17 protein-coding genes, 2 tRNA genes and 1 pseudogene are annotated in these 20,729 nt (G+C 33.2%); 8 read left to right on the top strand and 12 right to left on the bottom strand.

Annotation, left to right across the window (positions count from 1 at the left end; genetic code table 11):
- The first annotated feature begins 258 nt into the window (after positions 1-258).
- The 3 genes from recA to htpG all read left to right on the top strand — a co-directional run bounded on the left by recA (position 259) and on the right by htpG (position 4,041).
- Entirely contained in the window at positions 259-1,263 is a 1,005-nt protein-coding gene (recA, locus tag ACR1PN_RS09680) for a recombinase RecA (protein WP_378183173.1), read from the top strand.
- Positions 1,264-1,337: 74 nt separating this feature from the next.
- Positions 1,338-2,060 carry a phosphodiester glycosidase family protein gene (locus ACR1PN_RS09675; RefSeq protein WP_433979868.1) on the top strand — a complete coding sequence of 241 codons (723 nt, stop codon included), beginning with the start codon at positions 1,338-1,340 and terminating at the stop codon, positions 2,058-2,060.
- 91 nt (positions 2,061-2,151) lie between these two features.
- The gene (htpG, locus tag ACR1PN_RS09670; RefSeq protein ID WP_433979867.1) at positions 2,152-4,041 is read left to right on the top strand and encodes a molecular chaperone HtpG; all 1,890 of its coding nucleotides are present in this window, start codon (positions 2,152-2,154) and stop codon (positions 4,039-4,041) included.
- Positions 4,042-4,136: 95 nt separating this feature from the next.
- On the opposite strand, the gene ACR1PN_RS09665 is transcribed toward htpG, so the two are convergent.
- Positions 4,137-4,934: an alpha/beta hydrolase gene (locus ACR1PN_RS09665; protein WP_433979866.1), complete on the bottom strand. Its 798-nt coding sequence runs from the start codon at positions 4,932-4,934 to the stop codon at positions 4,137-4,139.
- Between the two features lie 128 nt (positions 4,935-5,062).
- Complete coding sequence (locus ACR1PN_RS09660; RefSeq protein WP_378183161.1) at positions 5,063-5,359, bottom strand: MGMT family protein; 297 nt, start codon at positions 5,357-5,359, stop codon at positions 5,063-5,065.
- Positions 5,360-5,571: 212 nt separating this feature from the next.
- Here ACR1PN_RS09660 and ACR1PN_RS09655 point away from each other — a divergent pair, with 212 nt between their 5' ends.
- Positions 5,572-6,363: a glucose 1-dehydrogenase gene (locus ACR1PN_RS09655; protein WP_433979865.1), complete on the top strand. Its 792-nt coding sequence runs from the start codon at positions 5,572-5,574 to the stop codon at positions 6,361-6,363.
- 439 nt (positions 6,364-6,802) lie between these two features.
- Here ACR1PN_RS09655 and ACR1PN_RS09650 read toward each other — a convergent pair whose 3' ends face one another.
- The 4 genes from ACR1PN_RS09650 to ACR1PN_RS09635 all read right to left on the bottom strand — a co-directional run bounded on the left by ACR1PN_RS09650 (position 6,803) and on the right by ACR1PN_RS09635 (position 10,049).
- Positions 6,803-7,774, bottom strand: a complete 972-nt coding sequence (locus tag ACR1PN_RS09650) for a deoxyhypusine synthase family protein (protein WP_433979864.1) — start codon at positions 7,772-7,774, stop codon at positions 6,803-6,805.
- A gap of 27 nt (positions 7,775-7,801) precedes the next feature.
- Positions 7,802-8,470, bottom strand: a complete 669-nt coding sequence (locus tag ACR1PN_RS09645; RefSeq protein ID WP_433979863.1) for a hypothetical protein — start codon at positions 8,468-8,470, stop codon at positions 7,802-7,804.
- A 46-nt stretch (positions 8,471-8,516) separates the two neighbouring features.
- On the bottom strand, positions 8,517-8,909 hold the full coding sequence (gene arfB, locus ACR1PN_RS09640; RefSeq protein ID WP_433979862.1) for an alternative ribosome rescue aminoacyl-tRNA hydrolase ArfB: 393 nt from the start codon (positions 8,907-8,909) through the stop codon (positions 8,517-8,519).
- 90 nt (positions 8,910-8,999) lie between these two features.
- A complete protein-coding gene (locus ACR1PN_RS09635; RefSeq protein ID WP_433979861.1) occupies positions 9,000-10,049 on the bottom strand; it encodes an AMP-binding protein in 1,050 nt (349 codons plus the stop codon).
- 97 nt (positions 10,050-10,146) lie between these two features.
- On the opposite strand from ACR1PN_RS09635, the gene ACR1PN_RS09630 reads away from it, so the two are divergent.
- Positions 10,147-10,217 (top strand) — tRNA-Gln (locus tag ACR1PN_RS09630).
- A 121-nt stretch (positions 10,218-10,338) separates the two neighbouring features.
- A tRNA-Gln gene (locus ACR1PN_RS09625) sits at positions 10,339-10,409 on the top strand.
- Positions 10,410-11,151: 742 nt separating this feature from the next.
- Here the strand turns inward: ACR1PN_RS09625 and ACR1PN_RS09620 are convergent.
- From ACR1PN_RS09620 to ACR1PN_RS09600, 5 genes and pseudogenes are all read right to left on the bottom strand, one after another.
- A pseudogene (locus ACR1PN_RS09620) lies at positions 11,152-11,934 on the bottom strand (recombinase family protein); the annotation flags it as partial.
- A 90-nt stretch (positions 11,935-12,024) separates the two neighbouring features.
- Positions 12,025-12,192, bottom strand: a complete 168-nt coding sequence (locus tag ACR1PN_RS09615; protein WP_433979860.1) for a hypothetical protein — start codon at positions 12,190-12,192, stop codon at positions 12,025-12,027.
- Positions 12,193-12,331: 139 nt separating this feature from the next.
- The gene (locus tag ACR1PN_RS09610) at positions 12,332-13,981 is read right to left on the bottom strand and encodes a hypothetical protein (protein WP_433979859.1); all 1,650 of its coding nucleotides are present in this window, start codon (positions 13,979-13,981) and stop codon (positions 12,332-12,334) included.
- Positions 13,978-14,628 (bottom strand): hypothetical protein, encoded by a 651-nt coding sequence (locus ACR1PN_RS09605; RefSeq protein WP_433979858.1) that lies wholly within the window; start codon positions 14,626-14,628, stop codon positions 13,978-13,980. The genes ACR1PN_RS09610 and ACR1PN_RS09605 overlap by 4 nt, the downstream gene beginning before the upstream one ends.
- 182 nt (positions 14,629-14,810) lie before the next feature.
- Positions 14,811-15,251 (bottom strand): hypothetical protein, encoded by a 441-nt coding sequence (locus tag ACR1PN_RS09600; protein ID WP_433979857.1) that lies wholly within the window; start codon positions 15,249-15,251, stop codon positions 14,811-14,813.
- A 181-nt stretch (positions 15,252-15,432) separates the two neighbouring features.
- Between ACR1PN_RS09600 and ACR1PN_RS09595 the strand changes: the two genes are divergently transcribed.
- Together ACR1PN_RS09595 and ACR1PN_RS09590 are read left to right on the top strand one after the other, a co-directional pair.
- Positions 15,433-15,846 (top strand): helix-turn-helix domain-containing protein, encoded by a 414-nt coding sequence (locus ACR1PN_RS09595; protein WP_433979856.1) that lies wholly within the window; start codon positions 15,433-15,435, stop codon positions 15,844-15,846.
- 122 nt (positions 15,847-15,968) lie between these two features.
- Positions 15,969-19,082 (top strand): SIR2 family protein, encoded by a 3,114-nt coding sequence (locus tag ACR1PN_RS09590; RefSeq protein WP_433979855.1) that lies wholly within the window; start codon positions 15,969-15,971, stop codon positions 19,080-19,082.
- 334 nt (positions 19,083-19,416) lie between these two features.
- Here ACR1PN_RS09590 and ACR1PN_RS09585 read toward each other — a convergent pair whose 3' ends face one another.
- A complete protein-coding gene (locus ACR1PN_RS09585; RefSeq protein ID WP_433979854.1) occupies positions 19,417-20,580 on the bottom strand; it encodes a hypothetical protein in 1,164 nt (387 codons plus the stop codon).
- Positions 20,581-20,729 lie beyond the last annotated feature (149 nt).

Raw genomic sequence — 20,729 nt, 5'->3', positions numbered from 1 at the left:
CCCCCCCCCCCCCCCCCCCCCCCCCCCCCCCCCCCCCCCCCCCCGGGGAGTAAGAAAAATGAGCTCAGACAATTGCTGCAATCTGGGCTATGATATTCAGCAGATAGAAAAAAATCTTCACCGCAGAACGATTTGAAATAAAATTATATTAAAAAAATACCATCTGAAATTTTAACAGTTTTTACCAACCACTTATGATTAAAATATTGGTTTATGCGAGTAAATTTCTGTATTTTTGATAAATTATATACAATCGAAATGAGCAACATAGATGATAAGAAAAAAGCACTCGCTTTAGTGCTTGACAAGCTGGATAAAACCTACGGAAAAGGAACGGTAATGACTTTGGGAGACGATTCTGTAGACAACACGATCGAAGTGATTCCTTCAGGTTCTTTAGGATTAGACATCGCTTTAGGAGTGGGTGGTTACCCGAGAGGAAGAATTATCGAAATCTACGGACCGGAATCTTCAGGTAAAACAACTTTAACGCTTCATGCCATTGCAGAAGCTCAGAAAGCCGGGGGAATTGCAGCATTCATTGATGCAGAGCACGCTTTCGACAGAACCTATGCAGCAAAATTAGGAATCGACTTAGAAAACTTAATTATTTCTCAGCCGGATAACGGAGAACAGGCTCTGGAAATTGCAGACAACCTGATCCGTTCAGGAGCAATCGACATCGTTGTTATTGACTCTGTAGCGGCTCTAACTCCAAAAGCGGAGATTGAAGGGGAGATGGGTGATTCTAAAATGGGTCTTCATGCGAGATTGATGTCTCAGGCTTTAAGAAAATTGACGGCTACAATTTCAAGAACAAAATGTACTGTAATTTTCATCAACCAGTTGAGAGAAAAAATCGGTGTGATGTTCGGAAATCCTGAAACAACAACGGGGGGGAATGCATTGAAATTCTATGCTTCGGTAAGAGTGGATATCAGAAAAGCAGCAGCTCCTATTAAAAACGGAGACGAAGCAATTGGTAGCCGTGTGAAAGTAAAGATCGTGAAAAATAAAGTAGCGCCACCTTTTAAGCAGGCGGAATTCGACATTATGTACGGTGAAGGGGTTTCAAAAGCGGGAGAGATTCTTGATACTGCTGTAGATATGGGAATCGTGAAGAAAAGCGGTTCTTGGTTCAGTTACGAAGATTCAAAATTGGGACAAGGCAGAGATTCTGTAAAAGACGTGTTGAAAGACAATCCTGAATTGGCAGAAGAACTTGAAAACAAAGTGAAGGAAGAAATTGCAAATAAAAAGTAATTTTAACTTTGAATGATAAACAAAAGACAGCCAAAAAGCTGTCTTTTTTATTTTGAAAATAGTAATTTAAAGAAATGAAAAAACATTTTCAAAAACTCCTGATATGTTCAATATTGATTTTATTTTTCTCCTGTAAAAAAGAAGAACAGATAAATCCTGATTTTGTTATCTATTATACGAAAAGTGAAGATAAGGTTGAATTATTTTGGAAGAATGATAAAAATGAAACTTTAAAAACTTTAAAAAACCTTAAAGAATTTGTTGAATCAAAAAAACAAACTTTAAAATTCGCAATGAATGGTGGAATGTTTATTCAAAATAATATTCCCAAAGGTTTATTTATTGAAAACTATCAAACTTTAAATCCTATTGACACTTTATCGGGTAAAGGAAACTTTCACCTTAAACCAAATGGAGTTTTTTCTATTACAAAATCAGGAAATTACGAGGTTTTGCCAACAAAATATTTTAAATCTAACTCAGAGACAAAGTTTGCAACACAGTCTGGACCCATGCTTATTTTTAATGGGAAAATCAATTCTATTTTCCGAAAAGATTCAAAGAATTTAAATATCAGAAATGGAATAGGAATTTTGAAAAATGGAGAAGCTGTTTTTGTCATGTCAAAAAAGAAAATTAGTTTTTATGATTTTGCTGAATTATTTAAAAATCTTGGTTGTGAAAATGCACTATACTTAGACGGATTTGTTTCTCGAGCATATTTCCCTGAGCAAAACTGGATTCAGGAAGATGGCGATTTTGGAGTGATGATTGGAGTAATTAGTAACAATAAGTAGTTACATGAATTAAAAAATGTCAAATTGTCACTTTTGGTGAAACGGTATTTTTTTTGAGAAAACAGATACATAAAATAAAATTATATAACATATGAAAGGAAATATTAATGTATCGGTAGAAAACATTTTCCCGTTAATCAAAAAGTTTTTATACAGCGATCACGAAATATTTTTGAGAGAATTGATCTCAAATGCAACTGATGCTACTTTAAAATTAAAGCATTTAGCATCAATCGGTGAAGCGAAAGTAGAATACGGAAATCCGAAAATTGAAGTTAAAATTGATAAGGAAAATAAGAAGCTTCACATTATCGATCAGGGTTTGGGAATGACGGCTGAAGAGGTTGAAAAATATATCAATCAGGTTGCATTTTCAGGAGCGGAGGAGTTTTTGGAAAAATATAAAGATTCTGCGAAAGATTCTGGAATTATCGGTCATTTCGGATTAGGTTTTTACTCTGCATTTATGGTGGCGGAGAAGGTGGAAATTATTTCTAAATCTTATAAAGATGAACCTGCTGTTCACTGGATTTGCGACGGAAGCCCTGAATTCACTTTAGAAGAAACAACGGCAAAAACAGACAGAGGAACTGAAATTATCCTTCACATTGCTGAGGATTCTTTAGAATTTTTAGAAGAAAATAAAATCCGTGAATTGTTGACAAAATACAACAAATTCATGCCTGTTCCTATTAAATTCGGAACAAAAACTGAAACTCTTCCTTTACCTGAAGATGCTGCGGAAGATGCAGTTGCAGAAACGGTTGAAGTTGATAACATCGTCAATAACCCAACTCCGGCTTGGACAAAAGCACCAAATGAGCTCAAAGATGAGGACTATAAAGCGTTTTATCACGAGCTATATCCAATGCAGTTTGAGGAGCCTTTGTTCAATATTCATTTGAATGTAGATTATCCGTTCAATCTGACAGGAATTCTATACTTTCCTAAACTCAGTAATAATTTAAATATTGAGAAAGATAAGATTCAGTTATATCAGAATCAGGTTTTCGTAACAGATGAGGTAAAAGGAATTGTTCCTGACTTTTTGATGTTGTTGAGAGGGGTAATCGATTCTCCGGATATTCCGTTGAACGTTTCCCGTTCTTATTTACAGGCAGATGGAGCAGTGAAGAAAATTTCATCTTATATCACCAAGAAAGTTGCTGATAAAATGGTTTCTTTAATCAATGAAAACCGTGAAGATTACGACAAAAAATGGAATGATATTAAGATTGTCATCGAATACGGAATGATTTCAGAAGAAAAATTCTTTGAAAAATCAGACAAATTTGCATTATATCCAACAACTGACGGCAAATATTTCCTTTGGAATGAATTGGAAGAAAAGATCAAGCCGGTTCAGACCGATAAAGATGGAAATTTAGTAATTCTTTATGCTACAAATGCAGACGAACAACATTCATACATTCAGTCTGCGAAGGATAAAGGATATGAAGTTTTGATTTTAGATTCTCCGATTGTTCCGCATTTAATTCAGAAACTTGAAACTTCAAAAGAGAAAATTTCTTTTGCAAGAGTAGATGCAGACCACATCAATAATCTGATTAAAAAAGATGAGCCTGCGATTTCTAAATTGAATGAAACTGAAAAAGAATCGTTAAAGAAAAATGTGGAAGAGTCAATTAACGATACTAAATTTACGGTTCAGCTTGAAGATTTAGACAGCAATGACGCTCCGTTCACAATTACGCAGCCTGAGTTTATGCGTAGAATGAAAGATATGCAGGCAACCGGCGGTGGCGGAATGTTTGGAATGGGAGGTTTCCCTGAAATGTACAATTTGGTGGTTAATTCAAACAGTGAATTTGCTTCGAAAATTTTGGCTACAGAAAATGCTGAAGAGAAAAACGCTCAAATTAAGCACGCTTTGGATTTGGCTAAATTATCTCAGAATTTGTTAAAAGGAAAAGAGCTTACCGAATTCATTCAGAGAAGTTATAAGCAATTGGAAAAATAATTTAACCTAATATATTGAAAACCCCGCCGCGACGAAGTCGCGGCGGGGTTTTTCTTTGTGACTGCCAAACCTTGAAAGTTCTTTTTCAAAGCAAACTATTTTAAAAGCGCTTCAACCGCTTTTGCCATTTCTTGAGGTTTTTCCTTTGCTACCAATAAATGATCTTGAGTAAATTCAAAAAACTGTTTCGGTTCAGGAGCATTTTTATAAATTTCTTCTCCCTGAGAAAAAGGAACGGTTTTGTCATTTTTGCTGTAAATAAAAAGCTTTGGAAGGCCTTCCGTAGATTTAATATCTTCTTTCGCGGAGTAAACAGAAGCCAGCATTTTTGCAAGAGCATCTTTAAACTGAGGAGCAAAAACGGCTGCAATATCTGCAAACGAAGACATTCCGCCATCGATAACCAACCCTGAAATTTTGTCTTTATTGTTTTTTGCTAAATGTGCAGAAATCTGTGAACCTAAAGAAGCTCCATAAATAATAAGCTTTGTATTTTTTACATCTTTTCTCTGAGATATCAGATCAAAAAACTTCTGTCCGTCTGCTGCAACATTCATGTGAGTCGGAGTTCCGGTTGATTTTCCGTAACCTCTGAAATCAACCATGGCAACCTGAAATCCACTTTCAACCAAAGGTTTAATCATAAAAACATAAGTTGAAACATTTCCGCCTGCTCCGTGAAAAAACAGGATTGTTCCTTTAGGTTTCGCCATATTGGGTTTTAAGAAAATTGCAGTAATCGTATCTTTATCTACGGGAATTGAAATGTTTTCATATGTAAGATCGATAGGTTGTAATTCTTTCTTTGGCTGATAAAATTTATCATCGATTTGAGCCTGGAAAAATTGAGTAAAAATTACAAATAGAAAAGTGATTGTCGTTTTAGCTTTCATAATGTTTTTATTAATTATGATGCAAATATATCCTTTGGAAAGTCTTTTTGAGAAATTTAAATCACTGAACTGTTACTTTTTGATGCTGAATGGTTGTTTTGCATGATCAATAAAGTTTCTTTTCTATTTTAAAGTTCCTCCAAAGGATTCCAAAATAAATTTTTGAAATTTTTAACCCTGAAATGATCAACTATAATTCCTTCAGCTTCTAATCTCGATTGAAATTCAGGAACAGATAAAGTTCCTGAGCTTGAAATTACACGATGAGCGGGAACATCTTTCGGACAACCTCCCATCGCTTTTCCTACATGACGCGAATGATTGGGGAAACCGACAGCTTTTGCAATGGCTCCATAGCTGGTTACTCTTCCTTTCGGAACCAATTTTGTGATTTCCCAGACTTGTTGTTTGAAAATTTCATTCATTTTATGACGATAAAGAATAATCAAATGTAAGAAATAAATATTGATCCTTTTTATGTAATGGAAATCTCCACGTTGACAAAAATTAGATGTTTTTAATTTAAAATATGATTTTTGTAAGTTGATTTTAATGATTTGATAAAAACTTATCATATATCAATAGAATGAAAGTTGTTATTGTTGTAAATTGAAGCAATGAAATAAAAACAAAAGTTATGGCAAATTTAAAAGGAAAAGTAATTATAGTGACAGGAGCAGCAATGGGATTAGGTTTAGCTGCGGCAGATGTGCTGGCTTCAAAAGGAGCTGATCTTACTCTTGTAGATTACAATGGTGAAGCTTTGGAAAAAGCAAAAGCAGAATTATCTTCAAAATATCCGGAAAGTAAATATCTGACAGTAACTGCCGATGTTTCGGTAGAAGAAAACGTGAAAAGCTATGTTGACCAAACCGTAAAAGAATTTGGGAAAGTTGACGGATTATACAACAATGCCGGGATCGAAGGAAAGCAGGCTCCCCTGATTGATTACGATATCAATGTATTTAAAAAAGTAATTGATATTAATCTTTTGGGCGTGTATTACGGAATGAAATATGTAATCCCTGAATTGCAGAAAAACGGTGGCGGAAGAATTGTAAATGTTGCTTCAGTAGGAGGGATCAGAGGGGTTCTGAACCAGACCGCTTATGTAGCAACCAAACACGCTGTAGCCGGAATGACGAAAAATGCTGCTTTAGAATATGGCAAAGACAATATCTTGACAAACGCAATTGCTCCGGGTGCAATTCTTACACCGATGGTTGCGGAAGCATTCAATCAGGTAAATCCTGCAGATCCGAAAGCGGCTGAAAAAGAATATGCATCAAGAAATCCGACCAGAAGATTGGGGGATCCGATGGACGTTGGTCATTTGGTGGCTTATCTTTTAAGCGATGAAAATGGTTATGTTTCTGGGCAGGTCATTGCAATCGATGGAGGAGAATCGAATATGTACGGAAACCCGTAATTATAAGTAATGAATGATTGGTAATAAGTAATCCATCATTTCTAATTAATTGAAAAATTGTCTTCATTTTTTGAAGGCAGTTTTTTTTTCTGATTGCTAGAACATCCTGCTTCCGACATCCATCATCCAGCCTAATACAAAACAGCACAATTTTTGAATTTTATAAGGTTCTAAAGATTTTCATCATGAAAAAGTCGATATTTAGATTTTTAAATAAAATCAATAAGAAAATTTTGCCCAAATTGAGTGATAAAGATCCGTTGAAACTCACAAAATTTCAAAAAGCTATTTTAGCATACCGATATTTCGTACTGATTAACTCATTGGATTAAACCGAAATGTTGTCGGAGAAGTGACCAATTTTTTTGCTTGAGACAATCATATACAAAAAACGCCTCAAAAAATTGAGACGTTGTATGATGAAATTTAATTTTTATGATTAGTTTTCCAAAATGTAAGAGAACATCAATGGTGCACAAATTGTAGCATCACTTTCAACGATAAATTTCGGAGTTGTAATATCTAATTTACCCCAGGTAATTTTCTCATTCGGAACAGCTCCTGAATAAGAACCGTAAGAAGTCGTAGAGTCTGAAATCTGACAGAAATAAGACCAGAACGGAATATCATGCATTTCCATATCCTGATACAGCATCGGAACCACACAAATTGGGAAATCTCCTGCGATACCTCCACCAATCTGAAAGAAACCAACTCCTTTTCCACCTGAATTTTTTGTATACCAATCTGCTAAATATGTCATGTATTCAATCCCAGATTTCATGGTTGTCGCTTTCAGTTCACCTTTAATACAGTAAGATGCAAAAATATTACCCATAGTAGAATCTTCCCATCCCGGAACAACGATTGGTAAGTTTTTTTCTGCTGCTGCGATCATCCATGAATTTTCTCTCGGAATTTCGTAATATTGCTCCAAAACTCCTGAAAGAATCATTTTGTACATGAATTCGTGCGGGAAATATCTTTCTCCTTTTGCTTCAGCGTCTTTCCAGATTTCCACGATATGTTTCTGCAATCTTCTGAAAGCTTCTTCTTCAGGAATACAAGTATCGGTCACTCTGTTCAGACCTCTCTCCAAAAGATCCCACTCATCCTGAGCTGTAAGATCTCTGTAATGAGGAACTCTTTCGTAGTGAGAGTGTGCTACAAGATTCATCAGATCTTCTTCAAGGTTTGCACCTGTACAAGAAATAAAATCTACTTTGTTCTGACGGATCATCTCTGCTAAGATTTTTCCTAATTCTGCTGTTGACATCGCTCCTGCAAGCGTAATCATCATTTTTCCACCGTCTTTAAGGTGCGCAACATATCCTTTAGATGCATCTACCAAAGCTGCAGCGTTAAAGTGCAGATAATATTTTTCTATGAACTCAGTTATTGGTTTGCTCATTATTTAAATTTTTTACAAAGATAAAATTTAAAAACGGAAAGTCGCAGCAGCACTTAAAGAAAGTCTTGTTAAGCCTTCTCTTTCGTCATCGCCAAAGTTTATCGTAGTACCGTTATATTTCATTTTGCTTAAACTGCCTCCTGTTAATCCAAGTTTTGGGCCGATAAAAACATGATCGTTGAGTGCGTATTGATAGGCAAGATTAATTTCTGCACCTACATTTGCCCCGGTTCCTTTTACATTTCCTGTTTTGGTTGTATAAGTAATGACACCTAATGAAATATCATAAAATAATTTATGTTTCGTATCTTCTTTAAAGTTTGAAAACATATAAGAAGCTCCAATAAAACTAATATTATCTTTTGTACTCACGAAGCCCGAAACATTCTGTCCATTATTGTCCTGTACAGTAAGTCTACCATCACTTGATGCAAAATAACCTGAATATTTTAATCCGATTGCCCCGTTTCCGTTAAGCAGGTAATAAGTACCAATACTTACATCAATACCATTTTTCAGACCTTTGATGTAATTTTTTGTGTCATTGGTAATTCCGGAAGATGTCTTTGCCAAACGCCAAGCGTAACCTACAGAGGGGATTATGGCAACTTTTGGTTGTGGCTCTGAAGCTGCTTCTTGCGCTGAAAAGAGGAAAGGAGCAATGCTTACTCCCAATAGCATTAGTTTTCTGAACATTGTATTAAGATTTCCGCAAAAATACTATTTTTCAAAATACGGAGATTTAATATTTAAAACGACGGTTTTCCTTTTTGTCTGAATGCTGTTTTTTCTGCTGAATTCTTTTCTCAACCGATGATTTGGAAGGTTTGGTTTTGTATCTTTTTTTCGGAATAATTAGAGCCTGATTGACGATTTCCAAAATTTTATCGGTAGCAATTTTCTTATTCTGTAATTGTGTTCTGGATTCTGAAACACTAAGCTGTAAAATACCTTCAGAATTGATGCGGTTTTTAAGTTTGTTGAAGACTAAATTTTTTTCCTCATCAGAAAAGAAACTGCTTTGTTCTACATTCCACATTACTGTAACAGAAGTCTCAACTTTATTTACGTTTTGTCCGCCTGCACCGCTGCTGCGTGAAGTTTTGTAAGTGAGTTCTGTGGTAAAGTTTTTCATAAGTTACATTTTAATGACTCAAGTTCCCCTCCTTTGGAAGGGTGGCGAAAATTCGTAAGAATTTTAACGGGGTGGTTTTAAAAGGCAATTTTAGTGATAGCTTTCCTCAATGATACTTTCTAACTCCAGCCGATTTACTTTTCCATTTGGTGTTCTCGGAATTTTCTTAATGAAAATAATTTCTTTTGGCTTATGGAAAGATTTTTCAAATTTGAGATTTGAGATTTGAGATTTGAGATGATCGCTTTCAAATCCTTCAATAACCAAAATCAATTTCTGTCCCAAACTTTCGTCTTTTATTCCTAAAAATACAACTTCGTTCGAAATTTCCTTTTTGACTACAGCTTCAAGCTGTTCCGGAAATATTTTTGCGCCTCCCGAATTGATGACATTATCCATCCTTCCTAAAAACTTGAATTGATTTCCATTTTTAATTTCAACCAAATCATTGGTCTGCAAAAGTTCTGTGTTGAGCTTTGGAGCAAAAATCTTTAGACAACCTCTGTCATCAACAGAAATATCAATGTTTTCAAAAACAGTAAAATATTCATCCGTATTTGGAAAAATTTCTTTTAGTGCAATATGAGAAAGGGTTTCAGACATTCCGTAAGTTTCAAAAATTCGAGATTTGAAGTTTGAAATTTGAGATTGCCGATCTAAATTTTTAAAAATTTTCATTTTTAATGATTCCGAAACTGCCGCTCCGCCAATGATGAGATTTTTTATAAGGTGAATTTTATCTAAAGAATTTTCTACCTGTAAAGGTGTCATGGCACAAAAATCAATTTCCCGATTAAGATTTTCTAATGGTTTTAAAGATGGTTCTGCGATCACTAAGTTTAGTTTCCTTTCAAAAGAACGCACCACCATCATTTTTCCTGAAATATACTCCACAGGAAGACAAAGTAGTGCGGAATCTCCATTTCTAAGGTTTAAGAAATTACAGGTCATCACAGCCGAATTGAGCATTTTCTCCTTCTCAATTTCAAAAATTTTTGGAAAACCCGTTGACCCTGAGGTCTGCACTTTTACCATTTTGAAATTTGATAACCATTCTTCAATAAAAAAAAATACTTTTTTTTCAAATTCGGTTTTCGGTTGTAAATTGTTAATTTCGAGATTATTGAAATTGAGCAGCATATTTCCTACGGTTAAATTGTACTGTAAATGTAAAGAAAATTTAAAAATGATTTGCAAATAAAGAAAAAAGCTGTAAATTTGCACCACTAAAACAAACAGACTCATGGTGTAGCGGTAACACTACTGATTTTGGTTCAGTCATCTGGGGTTCGAATCCCTGTGAGTCTACGAAAACCACTCTTTTTAAGGGTGGTTTTTCATTTTAGATTATGAACAGTAATTTTGAAAAAATATTGCTATTCATTTGCAAATAAAGAAAAAATCAATAAATTTGCAGCAACAATAACAAAGACCCATGGTGTAGCGGTAACACTACTGATTTTGGTTCAGTCATCTGGGGTTCGAATCCCTGTGGGTCTACATTCGAGGAGAAATGATCATTTTGATCATTTCTCTTTTTTTTTACACCATCTAACTCATTATTAACCTGAAAGATATGGTGTGCTATTGAGTTAATTCGGGCGGTTCGATAATGTTTTCCGTCAAATTCCAATTTTTCAGGAAATATCGAACCAATAATTGCACGCTTTACCTCAATTTCCCCTTCTTGATAGTGTTTTCCGATATTTTGAAGTGTCTCTAAGGCTTGTTCGAGCAGTTTATCTATATTGCTAATTTGAGGGATTGAACTTTTATTCAGTTCTTCTTCCAACTTTGAAATCCGGTCTTTGCATTCTCTTTTAATCTCCAGATATTCATCATCATCAATTATCTCACTGAGAAACTTGTTTCGGGCGAAAGATAGTTTGTTATTTAAAGTATCAATTTCATCAGATATTTTCTTTTTCTCTTTTAATGGATCGCTAATGAAGTTCTGATAATTTTCAGTCAAAAGCTTTTTAAGATATTTTTTAACTGGTGCATTCATTTCTAATGTCATTAATCCATCTTCAAAAACTTTATTAACTATCTCTGCTCTTTCTCTGAATCCGCAGATAGAATTACAATGATAATAATAGTATCTATTATTCCGACCTCTTGAAGCACTGGCAGTAAGTGTTTTACCACAGTTAGGACAACTTAAAAATCCGCGAAGTGGAAAATTTTCCTGAACAGTGATTTTAGTATTCGGTCTTTGATGTCGTTTCTTGCCATCCAGTATCTCTTGAACTTTGTCAAAAAGCTCCTCACTGATCAAAGGTTCGTGTTGACCTTCCACAAAACAGGCTTCCTCATCTTTATGTTTTGGAACAAATACTTTACCGCAATAAATCGGGTTGCGAATGGCTATATGAAAAGATGTTCTACTGACACCTTTCCTCAAAGACTCATTAATTTTTGTTCTTATAGAATTGCTTGCATAGATGCCTTTAGCCAATTCATTGAATGCCCACTTCATTTTTGTTGCTTCCGGCTCTTTGATTGCAATATACTTCTTGCCATTCTCGGTTATCTTGTTTGCATAACCAAATGGGGCTTTTCCCATGACACGCCCCTCTTTGACAGCTCTTCTCATTCCATAAAAAACATTAAGTGCTCTTCTGTCATTTTCAACCTCGGGCGCAGCCAGATAGATAGCCAACATCATTTTATTTTCCGGGATGGAAAGATCAAACGGTTGTTCAACGGCTTGTAAATCCACACCCAACTTTGAAAGGATGCTTATCATCTGATAGGCATCGCCTGCGTTTCTACTAAAACGATCCCATTTCGTAAACAAAATAACATTGGTTTTAGAACCTTTTTTCTTAAGTTCAACTAGAAGCTTCTTCCATTCGGGACGGTTAAAAGATTTTGCAGAATGGTCTTCATAAATAACATTTCCGACAGTAAAATTATTTTGTGAACAATAACGTCTAAGACGTTCTTCCTGATCTCTTTGGGAATAGCCCTTATCTGCTTGTTCATCTGTCGATACACGTATATATAAATCTGCTATTTTCATAATTTTAAAATTTAATTCTGTGGAATAATAGTAATTATGGTCAAATAAGAAAATTTCAGGTTTATCAGTCGGATATTCTACTAAGGAATATCATTTCTGATCAGTATCGAAATACCTTTTAATGACCATCAATGTTAGGTTGTAAAGAAACTCCATAACCAATTCAGCTTCTTCCTTTGTCAGCTCCATACCTTCAGTTCGGAAATATTCAATAACTTCCTCTATCGGTATTTTTTTGATTTCTTTTGCCTTAGACATAAATGCAGAATTTCCCTAAAAATAATTCAGAGAAATTCCATTTATTCTGTGATATGTATCTCACGACATATTTAGGCAATGAAAGTCTTTAATTAGATAAAATTTATTTTCTAAAGGTTTAACTTGTTTTCTGCTAGTATTACACTTTCTGTTTATCGCAGATTAAATTCATCTTAAAATTGTTTAATAATTTACCATAGACCACATTTGCCTTGAGTTCATCCATCAGCTTTCCTACAATTATTTTCATACAATTTACTTTCTCTCTGTCAACTTTTCCTATACTATGATGCACGCTCATGTTGTAATCCGTGAAGGAAAATATATTGTTAGAAAATTGCTCAAACAGATAGTTATACTTATATATGTCCTTATCAGCGTAGATACATAATTGCCAAAGGGCTTCGCTAGTCATATAATTGGGAAGATAAAATGTTTTTACATAGATGTACGTTCTGCAAAAGGACAAAAGAAACAATGCGAAGATATTATCTACTCCCTGATAATTTTCTTGCTCTCCATCAATCAATTTATAAAACTGTAATGAACTCTGTAATGTACTCTTATAATGGAAATACAGGTCACTGTGCTGCGGTTGATGAGGCATTTCCCAATGTGGCTCAGGATGAAATTTATCCGAGGAATAGACCAAATGTTTGCCTTGCATAATGAATACAAAGAAGCTTTGATATTGATATAGATTCTTCTGAATCCAATACCGATCGTGACCGACTAATAAAAATTTGTACTCTTTTCCAAATATACTCGTCAAAGAATGAGTAATCGCTTTTATTTTTTCATTGTTGATATTCAAACCAATCAAAAGTAAATAGTACGTTGTCACTTCTCCATAGGCTGTTTTATGAAAGAAATATATTTGTTCCAGTGCTGTAAAGTTCAGGATTCTGTCAATTGCCTTATCCAGTATTTCATCTGATCGATACTCTTCTATTGGGATTATATCCTGATCGACCATATAAATTTTATCATATTGCTTTTTGATCAGATGCTTCAATTCGTAGAATCGAGCTTCAATAAAAGTAAATAACGAATCTTCGATGATTCTTAATGATTCAAACATTTCTGTATTGTAAATGATATCATCTTCATCAATCGCTTTCTTTACTTTTGCAAAAAGTTCAGTTATAAAATATTCCCTTGGATTCTTTTTGACGAAATGGGATTGTAGTTCCGGAATATAAATCAACAATTGATTTATCCTTTGGTTCAGATCGATGTCACTTGTCCTGTCTCCGCTATATAGTTCCTCTAAGTACTCTAAGTCATATTGGATCAGTTCTTCGAAAGAGGTAAAAACACTGTTATATGAATCCTCAGAAATAAGTCTTTCAATTTTTACCCTACGAATTTCGTGATTGTGGTGGAAAGTATCTTCATAGCTATTGAATTTCTTCTTGTATTTTTTCCAAATCCTATCTGTCAAAATTGATGATCTTGAGTCTTCATTTTGATAGATTATCAAAGATCGCTGGCAATGGTACTCTATGAAAGGATGACCTTTTGACAATTGATATTTTAATCTTGAATAATCAATGAAATAAACGTAAACTTGATACTGATCTCTAAATTCTTTCACCCATCTTTTTGAACGCAATTTCGCTACATCTGCAAATTTATTGAGCTGAACCAAAATGTGTGATCGAGTTGATTGCTTTTCTTTCTTATAGAATACCTGACCGATGGAATAATCCCTAACAATTTGCTCTAGTGTATTTTCAATAAACTCATTGGCGAGAATTGAAAACGGAGATTTATTTGGTGTTTTCATAGCTGAACGTTTTTAGATTCAAAACTACTATCATAGTATATAAAGATAGCTTCAATAAATAAACGAACCAAGGCAAACCACACCATCATGTCAATATGCTCATCCATTTCTGGGTCGTTGTCAAATCCTATGGTCTGTTTCAAAACAAAATCAGGGTCTTTCATCTTTTCCTGATACTTCTCAAAGTAATCAATTCCAACAATTGATAATATCAGAAGAAACAATTCATTGATACATTTCTCAGAAGTAGTTGAATTGATAATATACTGAGCACTATTAAAATTATCTACTTTATCTATTGCGGATTTGGATTCGACGGAATTATTTGATTTTTCATCAAAGTAAAAATGAATGAGCAGTAATATGCAGGACATCAGTCCTGCCGTCTTGATATCCTGCCAGCTTGCATTTTTGATCTCAATCTTTCCGGACAACAATTTCTCCAATTCGTATTTTTGAATCAAATCAGGATAGCTATCGAGCAGTTCTGTAAGTCTGGGATTATTCAGTTGGTCACGCAGGCGGAATAAACCTAATTCAAGATCTTCTCCTTGAGAATTCTGAACTAGAATATTTAATGCGATCTCAGCTTGTTCTTTTGTTTGTACAAGCTGTTTTTCTTTACTAAAGGGTTTGTTATTTTTCATATCAATAATTTTATCTTTAGTAAAGTTGACAAAGCGAAAAGAGATATTCTATTCCGAGAAGGGATAAATTATTCGGGATTTACGATTTTTTATTTTTGATCTTTTTGAGACCTCTTTCACTCATTACCTGCGCTGCATCCAGCATTTTAACAAGGTAGATGTGCGGAGTAGTCAGATCGTAATCAAATTCCTCTTTGTAAGGTGAAAGCGATACGTGAACAATTTTCATTAAGGAAAAACTCATATTCTTCCAATGTTTTGCATTCAAATGCTTTTTCAAAAACCAAAAACGGATCTTCGTATTCTTCTTTGTTTAAGGATGCCTGACTTATGATATGCCATTCTTCAGGAGTCTTTTTTACTCTCCATTTTTTAGCTTTGAATGTTAGCAGATAAGCTCCCCTTATAAACGATTTGACAGCAGTATGAAAATCGAAGACGTCTCCCGGACGTTCTTTATTACAGACCTCAGCTTTATAGACATACAGCATAATTTCACTGAGTGTATTCTTATAACTGTCTACAGTACAGTAGTTGAAGAAAGCATTGATCAGTTGAAATGGATTTTCAATTTCATCGATTGCCCAGAAACTCGTCTCTAAAGATAATTTTATCTTTTTCATAACAATAGTTTTTAAAATGTGAGAACTAAATTCTCTTGTTGCCACTGAGTAATCTATTCTTTTAGCGAATAAAATATCCGTTGGAAGGGATATTTTACAGGATAATTTTTTAACTTTACAATTCAGACGAATTAACAGAAATGGCTTTATCTTTAAGCCTTTAAAAATTTTGATAACCGCTATGGAACAAAAAATACATCAAGGAAGAAATGTTAAACGCTTTAGAGAAATGCTTGGAATCAAGCAGGAAGCTTTGGCTTTTGACTTGGGAGAGGAATGGAATCAAAAGAAAATTTCTATGCTGGAGCAGAAAGATATTATCGAAGATGATCTATTGAAAGCAATTTCTACTGCTCTTAAAATTCCTGTAGAGGCTTTTCAGAATTTTGATGAGCAACAAGCTATCAACATAATTTCAAATACTGTCAATAATAACGACAATGCTAATGGGAATTCTTTGTTTAGCTACTACCCAACAGTAAATCCAATTGAAAAATTAGTTGCTTTACACGAAGAAAAAATTGCTTTGTATGAAAGGATGTTGAAAGAAAAAGATGAAATGATGGATAGGCTGGAGAAGCTTATTAACAAATAAGATATAAGTAATTCGGGATAATTACTTTTTCATTAGAAAGGCTCAACTACAGGTTGAGCCTTTTAAATACTCAAGCTTGCACTGAAATTTAAAAACTAAACTAATAATTAAAAACTTGAACGATGGAATTAGATTTTGATAAGTTTAAAAGGTCATTGATTATTTCAAAAAATGACAAATATGCTTTTCTGCTAGGTGCGGGTAGTTCAATAACCTCCGGAATTCAATCAGCTTATGATTGTATTTGGGAGTGGAAAAAAATGATTTATCAGACTAGCAATAATATCTCAAGTGAACTAATTGAAAACTTTAGGAATAAAAAAAATCAAGAGATAATACAAAATTGGCTTGATAATCAAGGGAGATTTCCTCCTAATGGATCTGAAATTGAGTATTCTTTTTATGCAAATGAATGTTTTCCCATCGACGAAGATCGAAGAAAATATTTTCAGAAAATTTGTTCTAATGCCCAACCTTCCATTGGCTACAAAGCGACAGCATTATTAGCAAAATCAGGTTTTGTTGATACTATCTGGACAACTAATTTTGACGATTTAATGAGAGACGCATGTATATCGCAGCGATTTCAATCAATTGATATAACGTTAGAAAATACTTCTAGAATTATCAATCGTACTCAAAATAGTAGCGAATTGCCAATTCTAAAGCTTCACGGAGATTTTAAGTTTGGAGATTTAAAAAATACTGAAAGTGAGTTAAAGACTCAAGATGAAGTATTTCGAGAAAAAATGATCGAGTATCTTAAGGATAAACATCTTATTGTTTTTGGTTACAGTGGTAGGGATCATTCTCTAATGAATACTCTGCGAGAATTATATTCAAAAGATGGTGGAGGGAGATTATATTGGTGTGGGTATAAAGAAAACAAGAGTGAGGTAGTCAAAGACTTGATCCTTTCTGCAAATGAAAGAAAAACGAGAGCCTTCTATATTGCTACAGAAGGATATGATAATGCCATCTATCAAATTGCTCAATTATTACTAAGTGATAATGTACAAATCTATAATGAGTTTGAGGCACTTGTTAAAGATGATTCAAAGAAAATTGAATCAATTCCATTTAATCTTATGCCTAAAAAAACCAACACTGTTTTAAAAAGCAATTTTTTCCCAATAGAATTTCCAAAAGAAGTTTACGTTTTTGAACACACAATTACAGGAAAAACATGGGATTTTTTAAATGAAAACATTTTACCTGAAAAGGGAATTGCAGCAGTTCCTATTGGCAACCAAATATGGAGTCTTGGTGTTGCAGAGAATATAAGTAAGCTCTTTGGTTCTTTTATTCAAACAAAGCTAGTTAGAAAACCTATAACCGAAATCACGAATAGTTCTAATAACCTAATTTACCTATTTCTTTCAGCGATTTGTAAGTACTATTCTTTAGAAAACAAATTAAACACAGATAATAATAGAAAATTATGGAGTGAAAATGACTTTAAATTTATTAAAGGACACAAAGTATACAGTGCAATTCGTTTAAACATTGAGATTATATCTAATCAAGTATATATTACTTTAAATCCAGATTTTCATGTTGATTCTAAAGATGAAATTCACACAATAGGTCTTGAATATTTTCATCAAATTTGGAATAGTAAATTCAATGAGTATGTTTCAAAATGGAGAGAAATTTTATTCAAAAATTCTAACGAATTTGATTTCCCCAATAATTCAAATTCAGGCTTTGCTTTTAAAATCAAAAAAAATCCAGTATTTACATTGATTGATGACTTGACAAAAAATAATAATGAGACTCATAATATTCCATCTCATTTGATAAGATATCGAGGTGTTAAATTTAGAGAACCAAATTTGATTTTTAGCTCAAATAATGGTGGGAAAAGATGTTTAGAACCTCATCCAATGAAGGGTTTGGTTAATCATAAACCTTATGAGACTGGGATTGATCACTTTTTGAATAAGCAGATAAAAATGTCAGTATTGTGTATTTCTGAATATTCTCAAAAATTAAACAATTTTTTAAGCAAATTAAATACAAAAATACCTGTTAACAATCCTAAAGAAAGCTATTTGATTGATTATGAAGCATTTTATGATATATATAATGTGGATTTGGAAATTCCAAATATAAATTCGTCAGATTGGAGAGAAATTGAAGATTTAGCACTATCTAGTGATATAAAAAATATTTCAAATAGAATTAAAGAAAATATTTGTTCCGAAATTTTAAAGATAAGTGCATCGAGAACTCAAAAGGTAATTGTAATATTTATTCCAGACAAATGGTTAAAATATACTTCCTTTTCAAATGAATATGAATCGTTTAACCTTCATGATTATATAAAAGCATTTTGTGCTGAGAAAGGTTTGACTTCTCAATTTATAACAGAAAGGACATTGTTAGATAAAAAACAAGAATGCCAGGTTATATGGTGGCTTTCATTGTCATTTTATGTAAAATCATTTAGAACGCCTTGGCTGGTAGAGAACTCCACAAGTGATACGGCTTTTGCAGGAATAGGCTACAGCGTCGATAAATTCAATAAAAATAATCCAATAATTTTAGGTTGTAGTCATTTATACACATCAAATGGAGAAGGATTAAAATATAAGCTCTCCAAATTAAGTAATGATAAAATTCAATGGCGAGATAAAAAACCTCATCTATCATATGATGATGCGTATGATTTTGGGAGGTCCATTATCAACTTGTTTTATGAATCCATGAACGAAATGCCGAGACGGGTCGTAATTCATAAAAGGACATTTTTTACCAAAGAAGAAAGAGATGGAATTTGCGATAGTCTTCTAGAAAATGCCAATATTCAGAATGTCGATTTAATTGAAATAAATTTTGAAGATGATGTTAAATATGTCTCTAGTAAAATTAAAAATGGGAAAACAGAAATTGACGGTTATTCTATCGCTAGAGGCACTTGTATTCAATTAACAAGTTATTCAGCATTATTATGGACTCACGGAATTATTCCGTCGGTAAAAAATGAGTATTATAATTTTTATCCTGGTGGTAGGTACATCCCAAAACCGTTAAAAATAATAAGACATTATGGTAATAGCTCATTAGAACAAATTTCTAACGAGATTTTAGGATTATCTAAAATGAATTGGAATTCTTTAAATATGTATTCCCAACTGCCAGCAACAATATTTTCATCAAATGAGATTGCTAGAATTGGAAAACTGGTTAATAACATGGGAAGTACAGAATATGATTACAGATTTTTTATATAATCATGAAATGAAGCTTTTTCATAAAGAATTTTACGCAAAACTTTTATATTAAATCTCTACAAATCTGTATTTTCACATCCAATTTTAATATATATACCATACACTCTTATAATTATAAACCTAAATTGAAAACTGGAATTTAAATTTATTTCTAAAAGAAAAAAGGAAAAAAAAGAAAGCCATTTCATTATCGTTACAGATTTTAATAAGCAAGTTTATCAATAAAAATACAACCTGAAAGGTGGAGATTTTTATTGATACCGTCAGGCTTGAACTTGTGTTTAATAATCTGGAACTATTCTTTTGTTTTCTTTTTATTATTTTTAATTATCTATTATAATCTCCTTTGTTTTTTCTTCTTTTGCTGTAATAGAATTTGCTCAGAATTATAATTGATCTCAGAATTGCCAAAATTTAAGAGAGTTATTATTTGGGAAACACTTTCTGAATCTTTAAAAACTTCTTCAAATGCAGAGAAAGGTATATTGTTCCCTTGCGAAACCTTCTTACAAACATTATTGATTTCTGCGAGTAACTTTTCTTGAGAACCAATAAAAAGCTGAGGTAATTTTGTTTTCTCAAATTGTAATGTTTTGATTAAAGTATCCTTCACAGAGTTTAAATATTTTATTTTTTCACTCGAATAAATATTGCCGTTGGATAGAACGGTGGATAATTTGTTTTTCAGAATTGAAATTTCTTTTTTAAGATCAAAATTTTTGCTTTGAAGTTCTGTTATCAGTTTGTTTTTGAATTTTAATTCCTGTTTGTTTTTGCTAAGTTGTATATTGTACGTCTTGAACGCTTTTTCGTAGTTGTCAAGAGTTTGATCGGTTCTAATTTTTTTAAAACCTAAGAAGTCTCTTTCTTTCACAATAAAATCTTCAAACTTTTTGGAACTGAGCTCAGATTTGACAACGTTTATCTTCTTATCTAGTGCTAAAAGCTCTTGTTCTTTTTTCTGGATTTTAAATTCTATCGCTTCTAATCTACCTTTTGAGCCTTCAATGCCTCTTTCCATTCCCAAACATTCCGCTGTGATATCCTGCATTTTTGAATAGTGGAAAGATTGATGCTTTAAAGTTTTTCCGGTTTGCAAATCTTGCCAATCCGCAACAAGATGAGCGTGAAAATTGGGTTTCCATTCTTTCGTTTCCTTATCATAGTGTCCCTCGTCCTTATGGATCGCAATCTGGAAAATTCTTATTTTCAATTCATCTTCCAATCTTTTAGAAAGATGATGCAAGTCCTGCATTGTTGTATCATCTTTAATAACTACAACTGCTTCACGAACAGGCATTGCATTTTTCTGTAGTTTTCTTCCTGATTTTTCTTTACAATATGCTTCTATATTTTGTAATCTGTTTGAAAGTTTTTCTTCTGACCAATATTCGTTTTTGAAAGTTAAATCCTTTCGAATATAATCGAACGTTTTCTTTCTGAAGTTGTGGGCTTCAGAATCTGACTTCGCTGCTTTAAAATTGATGGAAGTTTTCATATTTTAATTTTATGAATAATTACAACAATCTTTAATTTTTGTAAGTCTTTAGTCTAATTTTGCTGTCCTTGTCCTTTCTAAAATTATCTTGAACTTTGTGGTAATTTAAAGTAAAAGATTTTAGAGGTTATTACTAATTATCTCAGCAG

The sequence above is a fragment of the Chryseobacterium sp. RLHN22 genome, from assembly GCF_051011795.1.
Taxonomy (GTDB): Bacteria; Bacteroidota; Bacteroidia; order Flavobacteriales; family Weeksellaceae; genus Chryseobacterium; species Chryseobacterium zhengzhouense.
Note: the sequence above shows the minus strand (reverse complement) of the source record. Positions and strands in the feature narration are given on the sequence as shown.